This is a genomic window from Nitrincola alkalisediminis, assembly GCF_009821115.1.
Classification (GTDB): Bacteria; Pseudomonadota; Gammaproteobacteria; order Pseudomonadales; family Balneatricaceae; genus Nitrincola; species Nitrincola alkalisediminis.
Genome location: NZ_VYTY01000005.1, coordinates 91,244 through 108,852 on the forward strand (window position 1 = coordinate 91,244; position 17,609 = coordinate 108,852).

A 17,609-nucleotide genomic window follows, 5' to 3' on the forward strand; every position below is an offset into this window, starting at 1 on the left:
TGAAGCCTCACGTTTTAAATGTAGGTATGATCGGATACAGAACGCAGTTCGATGACACGGTTATTCGAATCCCACGCCCGAATCTGGCGCAGATCAATATGAAGATAGCCTTGAGGTGCAGGAGGATCTTGCGTCAGCATCTGCAGGCGAACACCGCTCGGGGACAGCACTAGGGTGATACTGTAGAACTCACCTTGATACACCGAGGCAAACACCTCGACCGGATAAGCCGAGGGTGTCGACGACACCTGTAATGCGGATCGCGGTAGCATAATTTGCACTTGAGTCTGCTCTTCTGCATCAGGCAAAGACAAAGGCAAGGGTGGTAAAGAAGAGTCCAGCCAAAGCCCTTTAGCATCGACGGTTGCACTCATCAAAGTCCCAGCGTCTAGAAACTTAGCGACATCGGGCGTGGCTGGTTGACGATACAGCACTTGAGCCGGTGCAATCTGTTCAATGATCCCCTTGTGTAAGACCGCAACCTGATCCGCCATGGCATAGGCTTCGTGTTGATCGTGCGTGACAAACACTGCGGTTAAGTGCAGGGATTTAATCAGACGGCGAATCTCAACGGCGAGAGACTCTCGCAACCCCTTATCCAGATTCGACAAGGGCTCGTCCATCAACAACAAACGCGGTTCACTAACGATCGCTCTCGCTAAGGCCACTCGCTGTTGTTGACCGCCCGATAAAGTACCAGGGGATCGACTGGCAAAGGCTTGCAGACCCACAGTATTTAAAGCCCATTCAACTTTTTTCTGACGTTCAGATTTAGCGATGCCCTGCATCGTCAAAGGAAAGGCGACATTTTCAGCCACAGTCATGTGCGGCCATAAGGCATAATCCTGAAACACCATGCCCAACCGCCGTGCTTCGGGTGGCAGGCAGCCGCGTGGACCTGACACTTCTTCGCCAGAGATCAGAATACGGCCTTCAGATGGCTCTATAAGCCCTGCGATACAACGCAGCAAGGTGGTTTTTCCACAGCCAGATGGACCGAGTAACGCTAACACTTGCCCAGCAGGTAACGTCAGGTTGACTGAGGCTAAGGCCTCAACGCCGGCAAAGCGTTTTACGACGCCCTTTATGTCTAGAGCCGGTTGCGTTGTATGTTGTGTTAATGCATTCACAGGAAAGCCACCCTAAAAAACAATCCAAAGAGGCTAATCCCTTTTTATTGCGTTTCGGTGACATACAGATGACAAATACATGACGGAAACTAAGGAACCATCGATCCGCAATCGTTTAGATTCGCTTATTCAGCGGTCAATTGAAAATATCCATTCAGCGCTTTTTTGGACTCGGACTTTGCCATCGCGGCCATCTCGGCCAACTCATCCTCGCTGATCCGACTCATGCCCTTAAGCCACACCACTCCGATAGAGATAGAGGCTAGGGGCATCTTTTGCTCCTTTCCTTTTCGATTTTTGCCCAGATGATAGCCCTGCTCTAAAATGCTCGGGTTGTAGATATGTTTGATGCTTTCAAAAAAGTCCCTTCTAAGCCTTTGACACACAGACTCAATCTGCGGATTTCTCGACATCACCACAAAATCATCCCCCCCAATATGACCTACAAAATCGGCCGCACCGGTAAAGGTACTTTTCAATAACACGCTTAATTTTAAAATAACCGTGTCACCCACTTTATACCCCAAATAATCATTCAAAGGCTTAAAATGACTGATATCAACATAGGCAAAATAAAAACTTTCACCTCGCTCAATACGCTTCTCAACTTCAGTTTTAATCGGCACATTGCCTGGCAATTGCGTTAAGGGGTTCGCATAACGGGCAATTTGAATACGCTGCTGCGTTAGCTGTTTAAGCAAGGAGCGCGTCGTCCCCATTCCCAAGTAATACCCCTGCTCAACAACAATAAAGTGCTGTTTAAGATAGTGGTAATCTTCATCGATCAAGCGCTGGCTGACATCGTCCAACGACATATTAACATCGACAATCAACGAGTCCTTGTTAATAAACTTAATGACGGGATGCTTTTCATACAAGGCACGACCATACTGACTTCCATACAGCTCCAATACACGCCAACGGTGTAAAAGTCCTAAGGGTCGGCCATCATCTACGATTGGCAAGGAAAAAATCGTAGGATTTTTTTGCAATACGTCCCAAGCATGTTTTAAGGACGTCATTGAACTCACCGGCTCAATATACTCGGAAAGGTCACGCGCAAACTGCCCATACGTACGCGGCTGAGGCATCTCTTTGGTTTGACACAGTTCTAATGAGGCGTTGGGAATAGCACGAGGTCGTCCAAAGTAAAAACCTTGAATCAGATGAATATTTAACGCTTTTACCACCGCGAGTTCGGCGCTGGTTTCCACGCCTTCGGCAATGATCTCGCACCCAATTCGCTCCGATAAATCAACCAGCGAGCGCACAAACTCGCGCTTCACCAAGTCTTCATGGATATCACGTATAAAATGACGATCAATCTTCACAAAATCGGGTTTTAAATCTGACCAAAGCTTCAAGCCAGAGTACCCTGCGCCAAGATCATCTATGGCAATCAAAAAGCCTTGTTCTCTGAGCCAGGTCACGGCTAATTTTAACTGCACTATATTCGTGATTGGAAAGCGCTCGGACATTTCAATCACAATACTACTGGCCGAAATGTTGCGCTTTTTTAGACTTAACAGCAGTTTTTTAACGCCAAACCCGGGATGCATTAACATCTCAGGGTTCATGTTAATAAACACTTTGTTGGTTAAAGAGTATTGTTGCCAATGCTCCAACGTTGCATTCAAACAGCACAACTCCAGTTGACTATTCTTCTCACAACGCTCTGCGGTTTCGAACAAAATCGGTGCCGCATGCAAGGGGCTGTCAGAAGGCCCACGGCTTAAGGCTTCGTATCCGAAGACCTCAATTTGCTGTACGTCCACAATCGGTTGAAACAAGGTACTGATGCGCTTGTTGGCTAAGATTGCCGATAATTCGACACAAAGCTGTTCATTCGTAGGTAATAGGGGGAAAATCTTAGACATGTCATCATGAACTCTTGTGTCATTATCGGTGTATCCTGCGCGCAATTCCGGCTGTTTCATCGACTGACTCTTGTCCTTGAGTCGCTTACTGACTTTAAATCAATACCTTGAATACAAAGCGCATTGTAAGAATATGTAAGTTTTATGACAGCTTGATGACAAACAAGTGCTCCCAACAGCCAACAGCGGAATTAAAGACTTTGAGTACTCACACGAATGGTTAGCACATCATGTAACCAGTATTCCTCATCATACTCAATGGCTTCACCCTTTGCGGTTTGACCCAAACGCGTGATAAACAACCCGGGACACCCCGAGTTCACATCCAAAGCCTCAGCTATAGAGCCAATAAGTGCAATGGGTGTGATGGTGATTTGTTTTCGTTTCAGCTCAATGCCATATTTTTCGTTGAGCATTTTCCATAATGCATCCACTGGCTGCTGATCAAGATGCGGTAAGTAAATAGGGTTTAACCAAATGCGCTCAATAAACACTAAGCGTTCATCAACATAGCGTTTACGTCTCAGTAAATACACATCCGCAACCTCGCCCAATTTTAAGGCTTTGGCAACGTGAACAGGAGCGGGCATCCGCTCAATACCAACCACCTCCGTACGCGGTGTTCGACCTTGATCAGCAACATAACGTGTGAAGCTAATGTCCATCACCGGATCGTATTCCAGACGAGGTGCGGACACAAACCAACCACGGCGATTACTGCGGTATATAGCCCCTTCACTTTCTAGCTGAGCCAGTGCCTGTCTTAATGTCACACGCGTGGTTTCGAAGGTCTCAGCCAATGCGCGTTCAGAAGGCAAACGCGTTCCCGGCTGAAGAGCTCCTCGCGCCATGTGCTCAAGCAATTGATCCCTGAGTTGTAAGTAGAGTGGCTGGTCTGACATGACAGCATCCAAAATTGGCTAGTTTACCCATATTCGCAGAATCTTAACACGCTGCTTACGCATCAACCGTCCACGTCATTAAGTTTTAACGCACCTGTCATCCCTCTGTCATTTTTCATGCAGGATAATGAAGCGACTGAAATAAGGAGTGAGAATATGATGACTCTGGATAAAATCACATCCGTCGATCGGCAACTCTTTTTTTACCTGTATGATTGGGGTAAACACCGCCCTATCCATCATTTAAGCTTAACCCTATCAAAATGTGGCGATGGCTATTTATATGCGTTCATTGTCCTCGGTGTTTTTTTGTTTGACCGGGTCATTGGCAGTGCATTTTTACTCTGGGTCGGACTTGCCTTTTTAATTGAGTTGCCTTTGTATTTATTCTTGAAGAATGTCATTCAACGCGAGCGCCCTTATCGTCGCTTCGCAGGGTTACATGCCAGCATTGCCCCGTCAGATCGCTTTAGTTTCCCTTCAGGTCATACCGCCGCTGCATTTATGTTTGCATTCCTGTTAGCTGAGTTTTATCCCGGATTGAGTTTAGTTGCCTTTACCGTGGCTTCATGCATTGGCGTCTCTCGCGTATTGCTGGGTGTCCACTATCCAACCGACATCTTGGCAGGCTGTTGTTTAGGTCTATCCGTCGCGAGTCTTTTATTGGTCTTTAAGAGCAGTTGAGATGAAAATCCTCTATGGCGTGCAAGCCACAGGCAATGGTCATATAACACGTGCACGAGCGATGCTGCCCGCCTTAACACGCGCAGGGATAGAGGTCGACTTTGTATTTAGTGGTCGCCCCTCTCAAGACCTGTTTGATATGGATAGGTTTGGCAATTATCGCTGCTTTTCTGGCTTCACATTCAAGACGGATCAGGGCAAGGTCCAGGCACTGCAAACCCTTATGAATACTCAGCCCCTGCAGTTTTTACGCGATGTTCGTGCACTGGACGTCAGCCACTATGATCTGGTTTTGACAGACTTCGAACCGGTCAGTGCTTGGGCTGCAAAGCGTCAAAAGCGATTGTGCGTTGGATTGGCGCACCAGTATGCCCTCAAGTACAAGGTGCCTGGCACCCAACGCGCTCCTTGGCTTACACTCAGCCTCAGCGCCTTTGCCCCCGCTACCCATTATCTTGGTATCCATTGGCAGGCATTCAATGCGCCCATCCTTCCTCCTTTAATCAGCCCTCTTCCTTGTGCACCACATGAAGCAGAGCCTAGTATGATCCTCGTGTACTTGCCATTCGAAGACACATCACAGGTCGTCAGCTGGCTACAGGGCTGTCCTGAACAGTATTTTCGTGTGTATACCCAGGTCGACTACCCTCTTTACTATAAGAATGTGCATTTGGTCCCGCTATCACGAACTCAATTTCCGTTAGATCTTGTTGCCAGCCAGGGGGTCATTTGCAACAGTGGTTTTGGTTTGTGCAGCGAAGCTCTCGTCGCAGGCAAAAAGATCCTTACCAAACCCCTTAAAGGCCAAATTGAGCAAATCTGCAATGCCAAAGCACTGGTCCAAATGCAAAAGGGCACCCTATTAAAGCGATTTGATCCGAATGAACTTTTAGAGTGGCTAAAACAACCCAGTGCAACCCCCATGGTCTTCCCCCCCGTCTCGGATGCGATTGCCGCTTGGTTAGCGTCAGGTTGTGAAGTGCCCGTGGCAGGGTTTGTTGAGTCTGTTTGGGATACTTGATTCATCGAAATGACACACCGTTGTCACGCGCCTTTCATCTAAATCAGGTTAGATCTTTATAGATAATCCCATAGGATCTGCCCGATGATTAGCATAGAAACCTTGATCTCTGAAAAGTATCCCAAGCTTTTAACCAAGCCTAAAATGGTCAAAGGCCCCATTTTGAATATGCTCAGGCACTTATTTCATGAAGAGGAAGTCAATCTCTTCTTAAATAAGCACCAAGCCCTCGGTGCATTTGAGTTTACCGATAAAGTATTGGAACACTTTAATATCAGTTACTTGGTATCGGCACGCGAAAAGGAAAACATTCCAACTCAAGGCCGAGTGATCATCGTCGCCAATCATCCTCTTGGCACTCTAGACGGATTGGTGTTGTTAAAGCTGATCGGTGAAGTACGCAAAGACGTCAAAATTATCGCCAATGATTTACTCTGGCAATTCGAACCCTTGCGGCCGTTACTGCTGCCTTTGGATAACCTAAGCAAAAGCGGCTATCGGCAAACCCTGCGTAAAGTGACGGATTGTTTAAAGAAAGAAGAAGCGCTGATTATCTTCCCAGCCGGAGAGGTCTCAAGAGCCAGCGCCACGGGCATTAAAGATGGCCCTTGGCAAAGTGGCTTTGTGCATTTCGCTCGCAAAACCAACACCCCTATTCTACCCGTTCATTTAAGCAGCAAAAATTCAGCCCTGTTTTACTCACTGTCCCTAATTTACCGCCCTATTGGCGGTTTAATGCTGGTCAATGAGATGTTTAAAAAACATACCGAGGATATGCCCGTTCGTATTGGGGAGCTGATTCCGCTAGAGCGTTTTGATGGCTCGGATTTACCTCTAAAAACAAAGATTAAGCTGTTAAAGAAGCATGTCTATCGTCTTCCTAAAAACAAAAAGCCGTTATTTGTCACCGAAAAGCCGATAGCCCATCCTGAGGAGCGTCTCGCTTTGCGGCGTGAATTGCGTCAAGCCGAGCGTTTAGGCGTCACTCAAGAAGGCATGCAGATCTTTTTATTCGATTATCGCCCCGATTCGACCGTTCTACGTGAACTGGGTCGTTTACGCGAGCTCACTTTCCGTCGTGTCGGAGAAGGCACTGGCGAGCGCGTTGATGTGGACAGTTTTGACCGGCATTATCAACACCTGATTCTTTGGGATGATGAAGCCTTAGAGTTGGTGGGCGCTTATCGAATTGGTGATGGTAATACACTGATGAAAGAGCTGGGCATTAAAGGCCTCTACTCGTCTACCTTGTTTAGCTACGCTGAGGAGTTTCACTCCACCTTAAACACAACAATTGAGCTAGGTCGCAGCTTTGTGCAGCCCAAATACTGGGGACGACGCAGCTTAGATTATCTCTGGTACGGAATTGGCGCGTATTTACGCTCACGCCCCCACATAACCCATATGATCGGCCCTGTCTCGATTTCAGCGAAGCTCCCACAAACCGCGCGTGACTTGCTCGTCATTTACTATCGGCACTATTTTGGTGAAATCTCACTACTGGCCAGTGCCAATGCCCCCTACCTCGCCTCCGAAGCAGGGCTTCAAGAAGCGCAAAAACTCTTTACCTTCCAAGATGCCAAAGATGACTTCATTGTCTTGAAAGAGCGTTTGGATATGTACGGAGTTACCGTCCCTACGCTTTACAAACAATACACTGAGCTGTGTGAAGATGGCGGTGTACGCTTTCTCGATTTTAGTGTCGACGCGGACTTTGGCTACTGTATTGATGGGCTGGTCTTGGTGGAGATCGATAAGATTAAAGAGAAAAAGCGGCAGAGGTATATGGGGTAGAGGAAAGCCAATTGTACACAAGCCTATGTGTGTTGCTTTATTCCTTGATCCATCTCTGCCGCGTGTGTCGGCTCCAACGAAAAAGTCGGCGTTCTACACCAGACCGTCATTAAACTCTCGGCAAGCCATAGTACTAACCTCTGTCAGTTGGTCAGAAGCGGAAATAGCAAAGCTAGCTTTAGACTCACGGCTTACATCTTGGCAAGCGCTGAGAGACTGGGCAAGACTGCCAATTAATAAAAACTGCCTAGACATTACGACCATTCGATTGACGGTAAAGACCGAACAGATTATCTCCGTTGATATACCAACATACCTTTTCATAGACTGCTGCACTCTAGTAAATACAAATGCAACGCTTGTCAGGATATCGTACGTACGCTACGATTAAGCCTATAGAATGATGGTGACGAATATGAACAATGTGAATCAATCAAAGACTGAACGGATCGATATTCGGGCGAATAGCGCTGTTAAGCAGTTATTACAGGATGCCGCACGTTCGTGTCATAAGAGTGTTAGTGAGTTCCTGCTGGATGCAGGAGTGACTGCAGCTAATCAAGCGTTGGCAGATCGCCAAAAATTTGTACTCAGTGATGAGCAATGGGCGGCTTTTCAAGATGCACTGGATCGTCCCGCTCAAGCTAAACCGAACATGAAAAAATTGCTTAGCCAGCCAGGGCTACTGGATTAATGGCTCGTTATCAACCCATTCGCAAACTTCAACCGACGGACTCTGTAAATGGATTTGATAGTGGGCAAACAGCTCTAGATCAATTTCTGAAACGATATGCGCTGATCAATCAAAAGGCCAACAGTGCACACACCTATGTGTGTTGCCTCGACGATGCAGTGGTGGGATTCTACAGTTTAACAGTCGGAAGTGTTGATCCAAGCTCCGCCCCAGAGAGAATCATAAAAGGATTAGCTCGACACCCCGTACCCGTCATGGTGTTAGCACGCTTAGCAGTTGATCAACAACACCAAGGAAAAGGTCTAGGTAAGGCTCTATTAAAAGACGCATTGCTGCGTACCGCACAAGCTGCTGACATCGCAGGTATTCGATGCCTGCTGGTTCATGCCAAGAATGAGACCGCTCGACAATGGTATGAAGCATGGGATTTCGAAAATAGCCCAACCGATCCATACCACTTATTTCTAATGCTTAAGGATCTCAAAGCATTATTAAAATAAAGCCTTTTCTGGCTCCAACGAAAATACACAGGCAAACTCGGCTTGATCCGCCATAAAACTCTCGGGAAGCCATAGTACTAACCTCTGCCCGTTGGTCAGACGCAGAAAAGCAAGGCCAGATTTGGACTCACTACTTACATATTGGCAAGCGCTGAGGGACTGGGCATATTAAGGGGTGTAAAGTCCAACGGAACGAAAAACGTACGCTAAGATATTTACCCCCCTTAATTCCTTAATAACCCTAAGACTTCAACGGCGCACTGGGTATGTCACTGCGTCCCACCCATTCCAACTGAATGAGTTCACTGGTCGGCGTGTCTTCAAAGCGCAAACGGCTCAGGCCGGCATACGGCAAGTCGAAGAAAATCGCTTTTTCGAGTGGCTGTTGCAACACTTGGCGGATAATAAAGTTACAGGTGAACAAATGCGCCACAATCAACACACGCTGACCTTTGTACGCCTCTAAAATACGTGTCCACACTTGCTGTATCCGCAAGTCAAAACGCTGGAAGGTTTCACCATTTTGTGGCGGATAATGCAAAGGGTCTGCCCAGAAAGCCGTGACCTGATCTGGGTATTCATCGATGGCCGGAAAACGGGCTTTTGCTTCGGCCATGGTCAGCCCTTCCCAGTCACCCAGATGCATTTCAGCCAGATCTGACTCCACCGCCACGGGAATGTTATGCTTATCACCTAACCAATGTGCAAACTCGCAGCAACGCAGTAAAGGCGACGTTACAATCGCATCCCATTGGTTATATTCACCGACAGCCGCTTGCATTTGAGACCAGCCCAATACACTCAAAGGATGATCAGTGCTACCACGAAACTTGCGACCGCCTTCTGGCTCGCCGTGGCGTATCAAGTCGATCCGCGTTACATTTGCATCCGTTAAACGCATGTTAAATCCTCACAAAAAGGCTTTGCGGACTTTAGCCGAGATCCACTCAGACACTAACACCGTCGCAAAAATTAATATAAATATCATGCTGACTTTGTCCCAAGCTAGGGTATTGATGGCGGCATTGAGCTGCAGACCAATCCCGCCCGCACCGACCAACCCAAGCACGGTTGATTCACGAATATTGATGTCCCAGCGATAGATGCTAATGCCCGCAAAGGCAGGCATTACTTGCGGTAAAACGGCGTAGGCCATGACTTGCAATCGACTTGCGCCCGTTGCGGTAATAGCTTCCACGGGAGTTGGGTGGATTTCTTCTATGGCTTCATAGAGGAGTTTTCCGACGAAGCCAATGGAGCGCAACGCAATGGCCAAAATACCCGCTAGTAATCCAGGGCCGAGAATGGTGACCAACAGCATCGCCCAAATTAACGAGTTAATTGAGCGTGAAGACACGATAATCATCAACGCTGCTGAGCGAATCAGCGGATGAGGCGTGGTATTGCGTGCAGCCAAAAAGGCACACGGAAAAGCCATTACGATGCCCAGCAGAGTGCCAAAAGTAGCGATATTAATCGTGTCCCACAGGGGTTGCCAAAGCTTGGGGGTATAGTCCCACTGGGGTGGAACCATCCTAGAAATGAGATCAGCTCCCTGTTTGGGTGCATCTTCAACAAAAACCCAAAGGGTGTTATCCGAAATCATTTTCCAACACAGAATAAATAAAGAAACACCCAGCAACCAAGTCAACCAGCTTAACCATTGTTGCTTGCGGGTTTTAGCGCTCCACTGTGCATTTGCAAGCGATGTCGAATTGTCTAAATAACGGACTGGCATTACTGTACCCACCTGCGGATATAACCCGAGCAATATTCGGTTAACATGACAATCGCAATAATGATAATCAATATTGCTGCGGCCGTACCGTATTCATAGCGACTCAGAGACGTGTTGAGCGTCGCACCTATACCACCAGCCCCGACGATACCAATCACCGCAGACTCCCGAAAATTAATGTCCAAGCGGTACACAGACAAACCGATCAACCTTGGCATCACCTGGGGTTGCACCGCATAATTCATTAACTGCAACCAACGCGCGCCCGTTGAACGTATGGCCTCCACTTGGCGCTCATCAATATCCTCGATATCTTCAGCCAACAGCTTCGCCATAAAGCCGACCGTCGCGAAGGCCAGGGTAATCATGCCCGCTAAAGGACCAAAGCCAAACATCACCACAAACAGTATGGCAATAATGATTTCTTGGAAGGTACGTGAGATGGCGATAATGGCACGACAGAACAAGTAGATTGGCAAAGGCGCAATATTACGTGCAGCCCCAACACCCACCGGAATGGCCAATAACACCCCAATGACTGTCGAGGTCAACGTCATGGTCAACGACTCTAACAATCCATTGATAATATCCTGACTACGAGAGGTAAAATCCGGTTGTAAGAAAGCGGACAAGAAGCGCGCAGCCCGGCCCATGCCCTCTGCAACACGCGTCCAATTCACATCAATGCTCAGAAAAGCCAAGCAGAAGTACGCCAGTACAGCCAGAATCAACAGATAGCGATAACGCACATCTCGAATTAATGGCATGGGTCGCCACTGCCCTTGGCGAGCCAAATCGGTTCGGTTCAACAGGGGTTTCATACCATCGCCACCTTAGCGCCCATGCGAATCGGATCCGGCGTTTGCGTTTGAACACTGTCATCGTCTTCCGTGTCAGTTTGCGGGTTCCAGTCTTCTTCACCGTAAATCAGCGTTAGCATATCGGTATCCAACGCCTCGGGCTCACCGTCAAACACAACCTCTCCCGCTTTTAACCCGATTATACGGTCAGCAAACTGCTGTGCTAAATGCACGTCGTGAATGTTGATAATTGCTGACAACTCGCGCTCTGCACACAACTCACGAATCAGACGCATAATTTGGCGTGAGGTTTTCGGATCTAAACTGGCGGTCGGCTCATCCACAAGAAGAATCTGTGGGTTTTGCAACAAGGCCCGTGCAATACCAACGCGCTGGCGCTGTCCACCGGATAAGGCATCGGCACGCTTATCAATAAATGACTCTAAGCCAACGCGCTCCAATAAGCGGAAGGCTTCGGCAATCACATCTTGGGGGTAGCGACGCAAAAAACTGCGCCAAAATCCCGTATAGCCTAAATAGCCAGACAGGACGTTTTCCATGACCGACAAACGATCAATCAACGCGTAATCCTGAAAAATCATTCCCATACGACGACGCGCCGCACGTAACTGGCGATTATTTAGTTGAGTCAGCTGTGTATCACCCAAAAACACTTGACCTTCGGTCGGCTCAACCAATCGGTTGACACAGCGAATGAGTGTACTTTTGCCCGCTCCAGACGGCCCAATCAAAGCCACAACCTGCCCTTTTGGAATCTGAATATTCACATTCGTCAGGGCTCTATCACCCGTGTTGTAGCGCTTACTTAACGATTGAATGCTTAACATAGCAAACGGCTCCTAAACTATACAAAAAAACAGCCCCTCATAAAGAGGGGCCAAATGAGCGTAAGCTCGAGCCTTAAATCAGTTGCAGTTGTAGGTGACATCCATCGCTGCATCGATAGTGCGCACCACTTCCCAATGTTCTTTATAGGTAATTGGAATGAATTGAGCTTCACCCGAGTTTTTAAATTCAGCTTCTAAGGGTGAACCCGCCCACTCATAGCTAAAGAACGCCTCTTTCACTTTTTCGGCTAATTCAGGCTTCAGGTTATACACATAACCGTAACCCGTGGTTGGGAAGGTTTGTGAGGTGTAAATAGTGGTATAGTCAGCCTCAGACACGACATTTCTAGACACCATACGCTTCAACACTGAGTTCGCAATTGCCGCCGCATCGTAGTCTTTATTCACAACCCCTAAAATGGAGTTGTCATGACTGCCGGAAAAAGACGGCGTGAAGTCAACTTCAGCCTCTAAACCAAACTCGGCAGACAAGAGTGCTGAAGGCGCTTTATACCCAGAGTTGGAGGTTGGCGCAGTAAAGGCTAAGCTTCGACCTTTGATGTCTTCAACCTTCGCAATCCCCGAATCTGGACGGGTGATAATCTCCATTTCGTACCCAAAGCTGCCATCGTCCCGCGCCATCATTGTGAAGGGTACAAATCCCGCACAGTTAACCGCCAACGGATTTGAGCCTGTGTTGAAGCCTGCGACATGAAGGCGTCCAGCACGCATGGCTTCTAACTGAGCCGCATTCGACTGCACTGGGAAAAACTGCACACGCTTACCGGTCACTTTTTCCATGTGCTTTAAGAAATCGTCCCACACTTGAGCATACACAGCGGGGTCTTCAACCGGTGTATAGGCGAAAATCAGTACATTAGGATCAATCCAATCCTTCGGGTCGGTTGGTGCATCCGCCACCATGTCGCCGTTCGCATCCGTGAAACGAGGTGCCAAATCACTGGCCTGTAGGGTTGCACTGGAGATCGCTAAACCTAAAAGAACAGGCAGCGTCGCGAATTTCTGAATGTTAGAAACGAGGTTCATTGGTGTTTTACCCTTAGTTTTAAACTTAGGTCAAAACTCTAAAGTGACTTCATTTCATCCCGGTGACGATTTCATGACAATCCAATGACACATTGTTTACTCATCTTTTTTACCCTTTGTAAGAAAACTGTCATATCGGTTTCATACCATAGAATGTAACTTATTCTCAGGAACGTCTTGCCATGACGGGTAGCCCTTTCCATTCTCAAATTCGTCAAGAATATGATCGTTTTTTATTCACGCAGGGAGCGCGCTTTCCTGTTGAGAATCGACTGAAAATAGACTTGCATTGTCATGATTTAAATAGCGATGTTCCTGACGAGCTCTGGGGGCGTTTGCTTAAGCTACCCGAGACCTGGTTACCGTCACATAAGCTACTGGAACGATTGAATGATGCTGGGGCGGATTTAATGACCGTTACCAATCATAACAATGCTCGCTCCTGCTGGACGTTGATGGACAAGGGTCTGGATATTCTCTCAGGCGCTGAATTTACCTGCCACTTTCCCGATGACAGTTTAAGCATTCATGTCTTGGCCTATGGCTTTTCGCCCGCTCAAGAAGTCAGGCTGAACAAACTACGATTCAATATTTTTCAGTTCCAAGCCTATGCACTTGAGCAAGATATTCCCACGGTTTTACCCCATCCCTTATTCTTTTATACCGCCAAAAAGAAGCCAAACATCGAATTACTGGAAAAGTTCGCCCTCTTGTTCGAGCGTTTTGAAGTGCTCAACGGTCAACGCGGTTATTGGCAAAACCATCTAACCCAACGCTGGGTCGCCAGTTTAACAGACGAAAAAATCACAGAACTGGCGCATAAGCATAAAATCAATCCAGCCGATTTTTGTGCTCACCCCTTTAACAAATGCATGACGGGTGGCTCCGATGACCATAACGGCATTTTTGCAGGAGAATGTGGCACGTTCCTACACGTGGATAACTTGGCTGAACGGCGCATAAGCACGCCCTTATCGCAACTGGCACTAGAGGCCCTACGCAAGGGGTATACCGCTCCCTATGGTGAGCCAGGTGAAGAGGAACGCCTAACCACGGCCTTTCTGGACTATTTCGCGCAGGTAACGCTCAACATGGAAGACCCCGGCTTATTGCGTTTAATGCTGCATAAAGGCCGTTTACAAGACAAGGTAATGTGTTTGGCCGTGAGCAATGCGATGCAGGAATTGCAACGCCATAAATACACCTTGGGCTTTTTAAAAACCTTTCATCAGGCCTTGCATGGCCAATCACCGGCCCTCTGGAAAAGCTTAGGAGTTAGCAAAGCCTTTAAGCCCACGTTAAAGATTATCAAAGACATTGCCAAGGCTCGCCAACAACAGCCTAAGCACTTTACGGCAACCCTACGCCAGACGCTTCCCGCCTTGTATCGGGAAGTGACTCAAGTCTTTTTTGACCGCTTAGAACACGAAATTCTATCCTTGCCTAAGAAGACCCTCAAACGTATCAATGCCCAGACCCTCATTGAGCATTTTGAGCTGCCTACCTCGTTTAGAAGCCTGTTTAACAACAGCTACGCTAAGCATCCACGCATGACGGATCTTAACATATTTGGCTTGCTGGATCAGGTGACCTTCCCTGCACTGGCAACTCTGGTCATCGGCGGGGCCTCCTTTGCGGGCAGTCAGGTGCTCTACGCCAACCGTGATTTTTTAAATGATCTGGCCGAGGATTTACAAGAAGGCCAACACTCGAAGCGCGTGCTTTGGTTAACCGATAGCTTTTCCGATGCCAATGGTGTGTCTTCAGTACTGCAGTCGACCCTTGCTCATGTGCAAGCGCATGAACTGCCGATTGATATGCTGATCTGCCATCCCACTCAGGAGGCACAGGCTCACCTGCATGTTCTAAAACCAATGAAGTCCTTTAGTATTCCATCACTGAGTGAACAGACGCTCTATATCCCGGACATGCTGGAGGTGCAAACACTGTTTGAAGTGGGTGGCTATGATCGAATTATCTGCTCCACCGAGTTGGTGATGGGACTCATCGCCTTGTATCTGAAGAAAGCCTTTTCGGTGCCCACCTACTTCTACATGCATACCGACTGGAATGAATTCTTTAAACGAAGTGCTGCATTGGATGCACAGTCCAGCGACCGCCTGCGACGTTTGTTACGCTTTTTTTATCAACAGTATGATGGCTTGTTTGTCCTCAATTCTGACCACAAAGCTTGGTTAGCCTCTGACGCAATGGATTTTCCAATTGAACGTCTCTATAGCACTCAGCATTGGATAGATGCGCGTTATGTCGAAGCGGGTGTTCAACGTGGTGCTAAGCCGCCAGGTAAAACGCTGCTATTTGCTGGACGCATCAGCCGTGAAAAAGGGGTATTGGATTTACCCGGTATTTTTGCTGCCATCAAAACGCTTCACCCAGATGCACAACTGCTCATCGCAGGCAAAGGCCCTGCATTGAAAAAACTGCAAAAGCGTATGCCGGATGCCTGCTATTTAGGCTGGGTAGAAAAAGACAAACTCGCCTCATTGTACCTGCAAGCCGATCTGCTCCTGCTGCCCTCACGTTTTGACACCTTTGGCTGTGTAGTCTTAGAAGCCATGGCCACAGGTCTTCCCGTCGTGGCATACAATGTCAAAGGCCCTAAAGACATTATTCAGCATGGCATTAACTCCTTTACCGCTGAAAACGCAACAGAAATGGCACAGATCGTTTGCCAATACTTACACTGGGAACCACAAGCACGCCAAACCCTCCAAAAGGGCGCACAACTGCGGGAAACTGACTATCGGGCAAGCGATATCATGTCCCAATTGTTAAGCGATATTGGATTGTAAAAAATCCTTTACCCGTCTCGCTCGCTTTTAGTTTATTCTAGCCTGCTCTTTTTCGCTAAAAGGAGCGGCGGTTATGTCCGCATCAACACCTGTTCAGCATTCGACGCGAAACACCTTGTTATCCAGCCTAGTGCTGACCCTGACACTGGTGTCGGACGCCTTACTCTATTTGCTGTTACCCCTGTACTTCGAGTCGTTTGGCTTAACCCTGTTATGGGTAGGACTCCTGTTATCCTTAAATCGTTTCATTCGACTGCTGATCAATCCATGGCTCGTCAGTTATTTTCAGATCATGGGTGCGCGTAAGGCGTTATTGCAGGCGATTGCCTTAGCCACGATAGCAAGCCTATGCTTTGTGCTCATGGCCAGCCCTTGGATTTTGTTGGCTTCACGTGTGCTCTGGGGCTGTGCCTTTGCCTTAATGCGTTTGGCGTGTTTGCATTATGCGACGGAAGAGCGATCCCTTAGCCTTAAAAACTTAGGCTGGTTTACCAGCTTTCAAGAAATCGGGCCGCTGCTGGTCATGCTACTCTCGCCTTGGCTACTGACCTTTTTAACCCTGAGTCAGGTGCTAATGTTCGGTACGCTCCTGTGTGTGCTCGCCATTCTTCCGGCCTTGGGACTGCCTAACCCGCAACGCCAAAGCCAAGCAAAGGCAACGGCATCTTGGCCCAAACCGGCTCCCCTGCACCAGCTCACCTTTTTATTGTGTTTATTGTTTGACGGTGTCTGGGTCATCATTCTAGCGCCACAATTGGTCAATATGGGCTATTCAACCCACATTGCCTTATCCACGGTCGCCTTTATTTTCGCGGCAAAGCGTATTTTTAGCATGGTGATTGGACTCATCTCCGTGCGTTTCGCCCTCTTCGCCAATACCTATGGTTGGTTGGTGTTTACGGTCGGATGCTTGTTGGTATCGGGGCTGTTGATGCCAACGGCTTGGATTCTCTTTGCCAGCGTACTGGCAGCCACGGGACATGCGCTTCTCATGATTTTAATGCCGAAGCTGTTAGCGGATATCAGTGAGCAAGAAAATGAACGTCAGCTTTCATTAAGTGCTTTCACCTTCTGGCGTGATTTTTCCGTTGCGATTGGGGCTTTATTTGCAGCGATTTTGATTGAGCAGGACTTGATCACTGAGTTCTATTGGGGCTCAACCCTGATCACGATGCTCCTAAGCGTATGGATTTTTAAGAACCGAAAGACGCGATCCGCCTAGAATCGCTATCGGAAGACCGCTTTCCCAAGTCTCTTAAAGATCAGCGTAAGTGAGTACTTACTCGTGCCCGAGATACTCGTTGATCAATCGTACTAGAAAACCGTGGAAGAAATTTTCGATATCTTCAATGTCACGGTCTAGCAAGGAAAAATAGCGAGCCGCTTGCTCACGCGTCAGGATCTTTGAGGCGATGGAATACTGGATCTCGTCCTCCGACTTGTCATGTCGAGGCACCAAGCGCCATTGTATGACACCTGTATCAAAAAACGCGATTTCCTGTTCAGCATGTTGGCAAAACGCCTGTACATGAAGCGCTCCATCAGGGCCTAGGCAACCCGCCTCAACACGGCAGGTAAAGGTGATTTTTTTGTGCGGAGGCAAGGGTAAGGTAATGCTCATTGTTCAATCTCTGACCATTAAACATGGTGTCAGTTATTATTGTTCTGATCGGAATCTTGTAACTCAATGCATTTAACCAGAGATACCCTGTGTTTCCAAGCGCTATTATCGCTCTCCATGTTACACTCTAAACACTCAAA

Annotated in this window: 17 protein-coding genes; 7 read left to right on the top strand and 10 right to left on the bottom strand. The window is 47.8% G+C overall.

Annotated elements, in window-relative coordinates; genetic code table 11:
• Positions 1–14: 14 nt before the first annotated feature.
• The 3 genes from F5971_RS09435 to F5971_RS09445 all read right to left on the bottom strand — a co-directional run bounded on the left by F5971_RS09435 (position 15) and on the right by F5971_RS09445 (position 3,909).
• Positions 15–1,130 (bottom strand): ABC transporter ATP-binding protein, encoded by a 1,116-nt coding sequence (locus F5971_RS09435; RefSeq protein ID WP_193494829.1) that lies wholly within the window; start codon positions 1,128–1,130, stop codon positions 15–17.
• Positions 1,131–1,255: 125 nt separating this feature from the next.
• Positions 1,256–3,067: a GGDEF domain-containing protein gene (locus F5971_RS09440; RefSeq protein WP_193494830.1), complete on the bottom strand. Its 1,812-nt coding sequence runs from the start codon at positions 3,065–3,067 to the stop codon at positions 1,256–1,258.
• 131 nt (positions 3,068–3,198) lie between these two features.
• Positions 3,199–3,909: a UTRA domain-containing protein gene (locus tag F5971_RS09445; protein WP_036513518.1), complete on the bottom strand. Its 711-nt coding sequence runs from the start codon at positions 3,907–3,909 to the stop codon at positions 3,199–3,201.
• A 156-nt stretch (positions 3,910–4,065) separates the two neighbouring features.
• Between F5971_RS09445 and F5971_RS09450 the strand changes: the two genes are divergently transcribed.
• The 3 genes from F5971_RS09450 to olsF all read left to right on the top strand — a co-directional run bounded on the left by F5971_RS09450 (position 4,066) and on the right by olsF (position 7,408).
• Positions 4,066–4,593 carry a phosphatase PAP2 family protein gene (locus F5971_RS09450; RefSeq protein WP_051514603.1) on the top strand — a complete coding sequence of 176 codons (528 nt, stop codon included), beginning with the start codon at positions 4,066–4,068 and terminating at the stop codon, positions 4,591–4,593.
• A 1-nt stretch (position 4,594) separates the two neighbouring features.
• Positions 4,595–5,614, top strand: a complete 1,020-nt coding sequence (locus tag F5971_RS09455; RefSeq protein WP_193494831.1) for a glycosyltransferase family protein — start codon at positions 4,595–4,597, stop codon at positions 5,612–5,614.
• Positions 5,615–5,698: 84 nt separating this feature from the next.
• Complete coding sequence (gene olsF, locus F5971_RS09460; protein ID WP_036513512.1) at positions 5,699–7,408, top strand: bifunctional ornithine lipid synthase OlsF; 1,710 nt, start codon at positions 5,699–5,701, stop codon at positions 7,406–7,408.
• Positions 7,409–7,501: 93 nt separating this feature from the next.
• On the opposite strand, the gene F5971_RS09465 is transcribed toward olsF, so the two are convergent.
• The gene (locus F5971_RS09465) at positions 7,502–7,732 is read right to left on the bottom strand and encodes a hypothetical protein (protein WP_193494832.1); all 231 of its coding nucleotides are present in this window, start codon (positions 7,730–7,732) and stop codon (positions 7,502–7,504) included.
• A gap of 91 nt (positions 7,733–7,823) precedes the next feature.
• Between F5971_RS09465 and F5971_RS09470 the strand changes: the two genes are divergently transcribed.
• Together F5971_RS09470 and F5971_RS09475 are read left to right on the top strand one after the other, a co-directional pair.
• Entirely contained in the window at positions 7,824–8,102 is a 279-nt protein-coding gene (locus F5971_RS09470; protein WP_112159198.1) for a type II toxin-antitoxin system TacA family antitoxin, read from the top strand.
• Entirely contained in the window at positions 8,102–8,602 is a 501-nt protein-coding gene (locus F5971_RS09475; RefSeq protein WP_036513510.1) for a GNAT family N-acetyltransferase, read from the top strand. Before F5971_RS09470 ends, F5971_RS09475 begins: the two co-directional genes overlap by 1 nt.
• A gap of 241 nt (positions 8,603–8,843) precedes the next feature.
• Here the strand turns inward: F5971_RS09475 and F5971_RS09480 are convergent, their stop codons facing one another.
• The 5 genes from F5971_RS09480 to phnD form a co-directional block, all read right to left on the bottom strand.
• Positions 8,844–9,503 (bottom strand): histidine phosphatase family protein, encoded by a 660-nt coding sequence (locus F5971_RS09480; protein ID WP_036513508.1) that lies wholly within the window; start codon positions 9,501–9,503, stop codon positions 8,844–8,846.
• A 9-nt stretch (positions 9,504–9,512) separates the two neighbouring features.
• On the bottom strand, positions 9,513–10,340 hold the full coding sequence (gene phnE, locus F5971_RS09485; RefSeq protein ID WP_193494833.1) for a phosphonate ABC transporter, permease protein PhnE: 828 nt from the start codon (positions 10,338–10,340) through the stop codon (positions 9,513–9,515).
• The gene (phnE, locus tag F5971_RS09490) at positions 10,340–11,161 is read right to left on the bottom strand and encodes a phosphonate ABC transporter, permease protein PhnE (protein WP_036513505.1); all 822 of its coding nucleotides are present in this window, start codon (positions 11,159–11,161) and stop codon (positions 10,340–10,342) included. Before phnE (F5971_RS09490) ends, phnE (F5971_RS09485) begins: the two co-directional genes overlap by 1 nt.
• Complete coding sequence (phnC, locus tag F5971_RS09495; RefSeq protein WP_193494834.1) at positions 11,158–11,988, bottom strand: phosphonate ABC transporter ATP-binding protein; 831 nt, start codon at positions 11,986–11,988, stop codon at positions 11,158–11,160. The genes phnE (F5971_RS09490) and phnC overlap by 4 nt, the downstream gene beginning before the upstream one ends.
• Before the next feature lie 78 nt (positions 11,989–12,066).
• Positions 12,067–13,035, bottom strand: a complete 969-nt coding sequence (gene phnD, locus F5971_RS09500) for a phosphate/phosphite/phosphonate ABC transporter substrate-binding protein (protein WP_193494835.1) — start codon at positions 13,033–13,035, stop codon at positions 12,067–12,069.
• Between the two features lie 182 nt (positions 13,036–13,217).
• Here phnD and F5971_RS09505 point away from each other — a divergent pair, with 182 nt between their 5' ends.
• Both F5971_RS09505 and F5971_RS09510 read left to right on the top strand, forming a co-directional pair.
• Positions 13,218–15,848, top strand: a complete 2,631-nt coding sequence (locus F5971_RS09505; protein WP_193494836.1) for a glycosyltransferase — start codon at positions 13,218–13,220, stop codon at positions 15,846–15,848.
• A 73-nt stretch (positions 15,849–15,921) separates the two neighbouring features.
• Entirely contained in the window at positions 15,922–17,070 is a 1,149-nt protein-coding gene (locus tag F5971_RS09510) for an MFS transporter (RefSeq protein WP_036513499.1), read from the top strand.
• Positions 17,071–17,127: 57 nt separating this feature from the next.
• Here the strand turns inward: F5971_RS09510 and F5971_RS09515 are convergent, their stop codons facing one another.
• A complete protein-coding gene (locus F5971_RS09515; RefSeq protein ID WP_036513497.1) occupies positions 17,128–17,469 on the bottom strand; it encodes a hypothetical protein in 342 nt (113 codons plus the stop codon).
• Between the last annotated feature and the right edge of the window lie 140 nt (positions 17,470–17,609).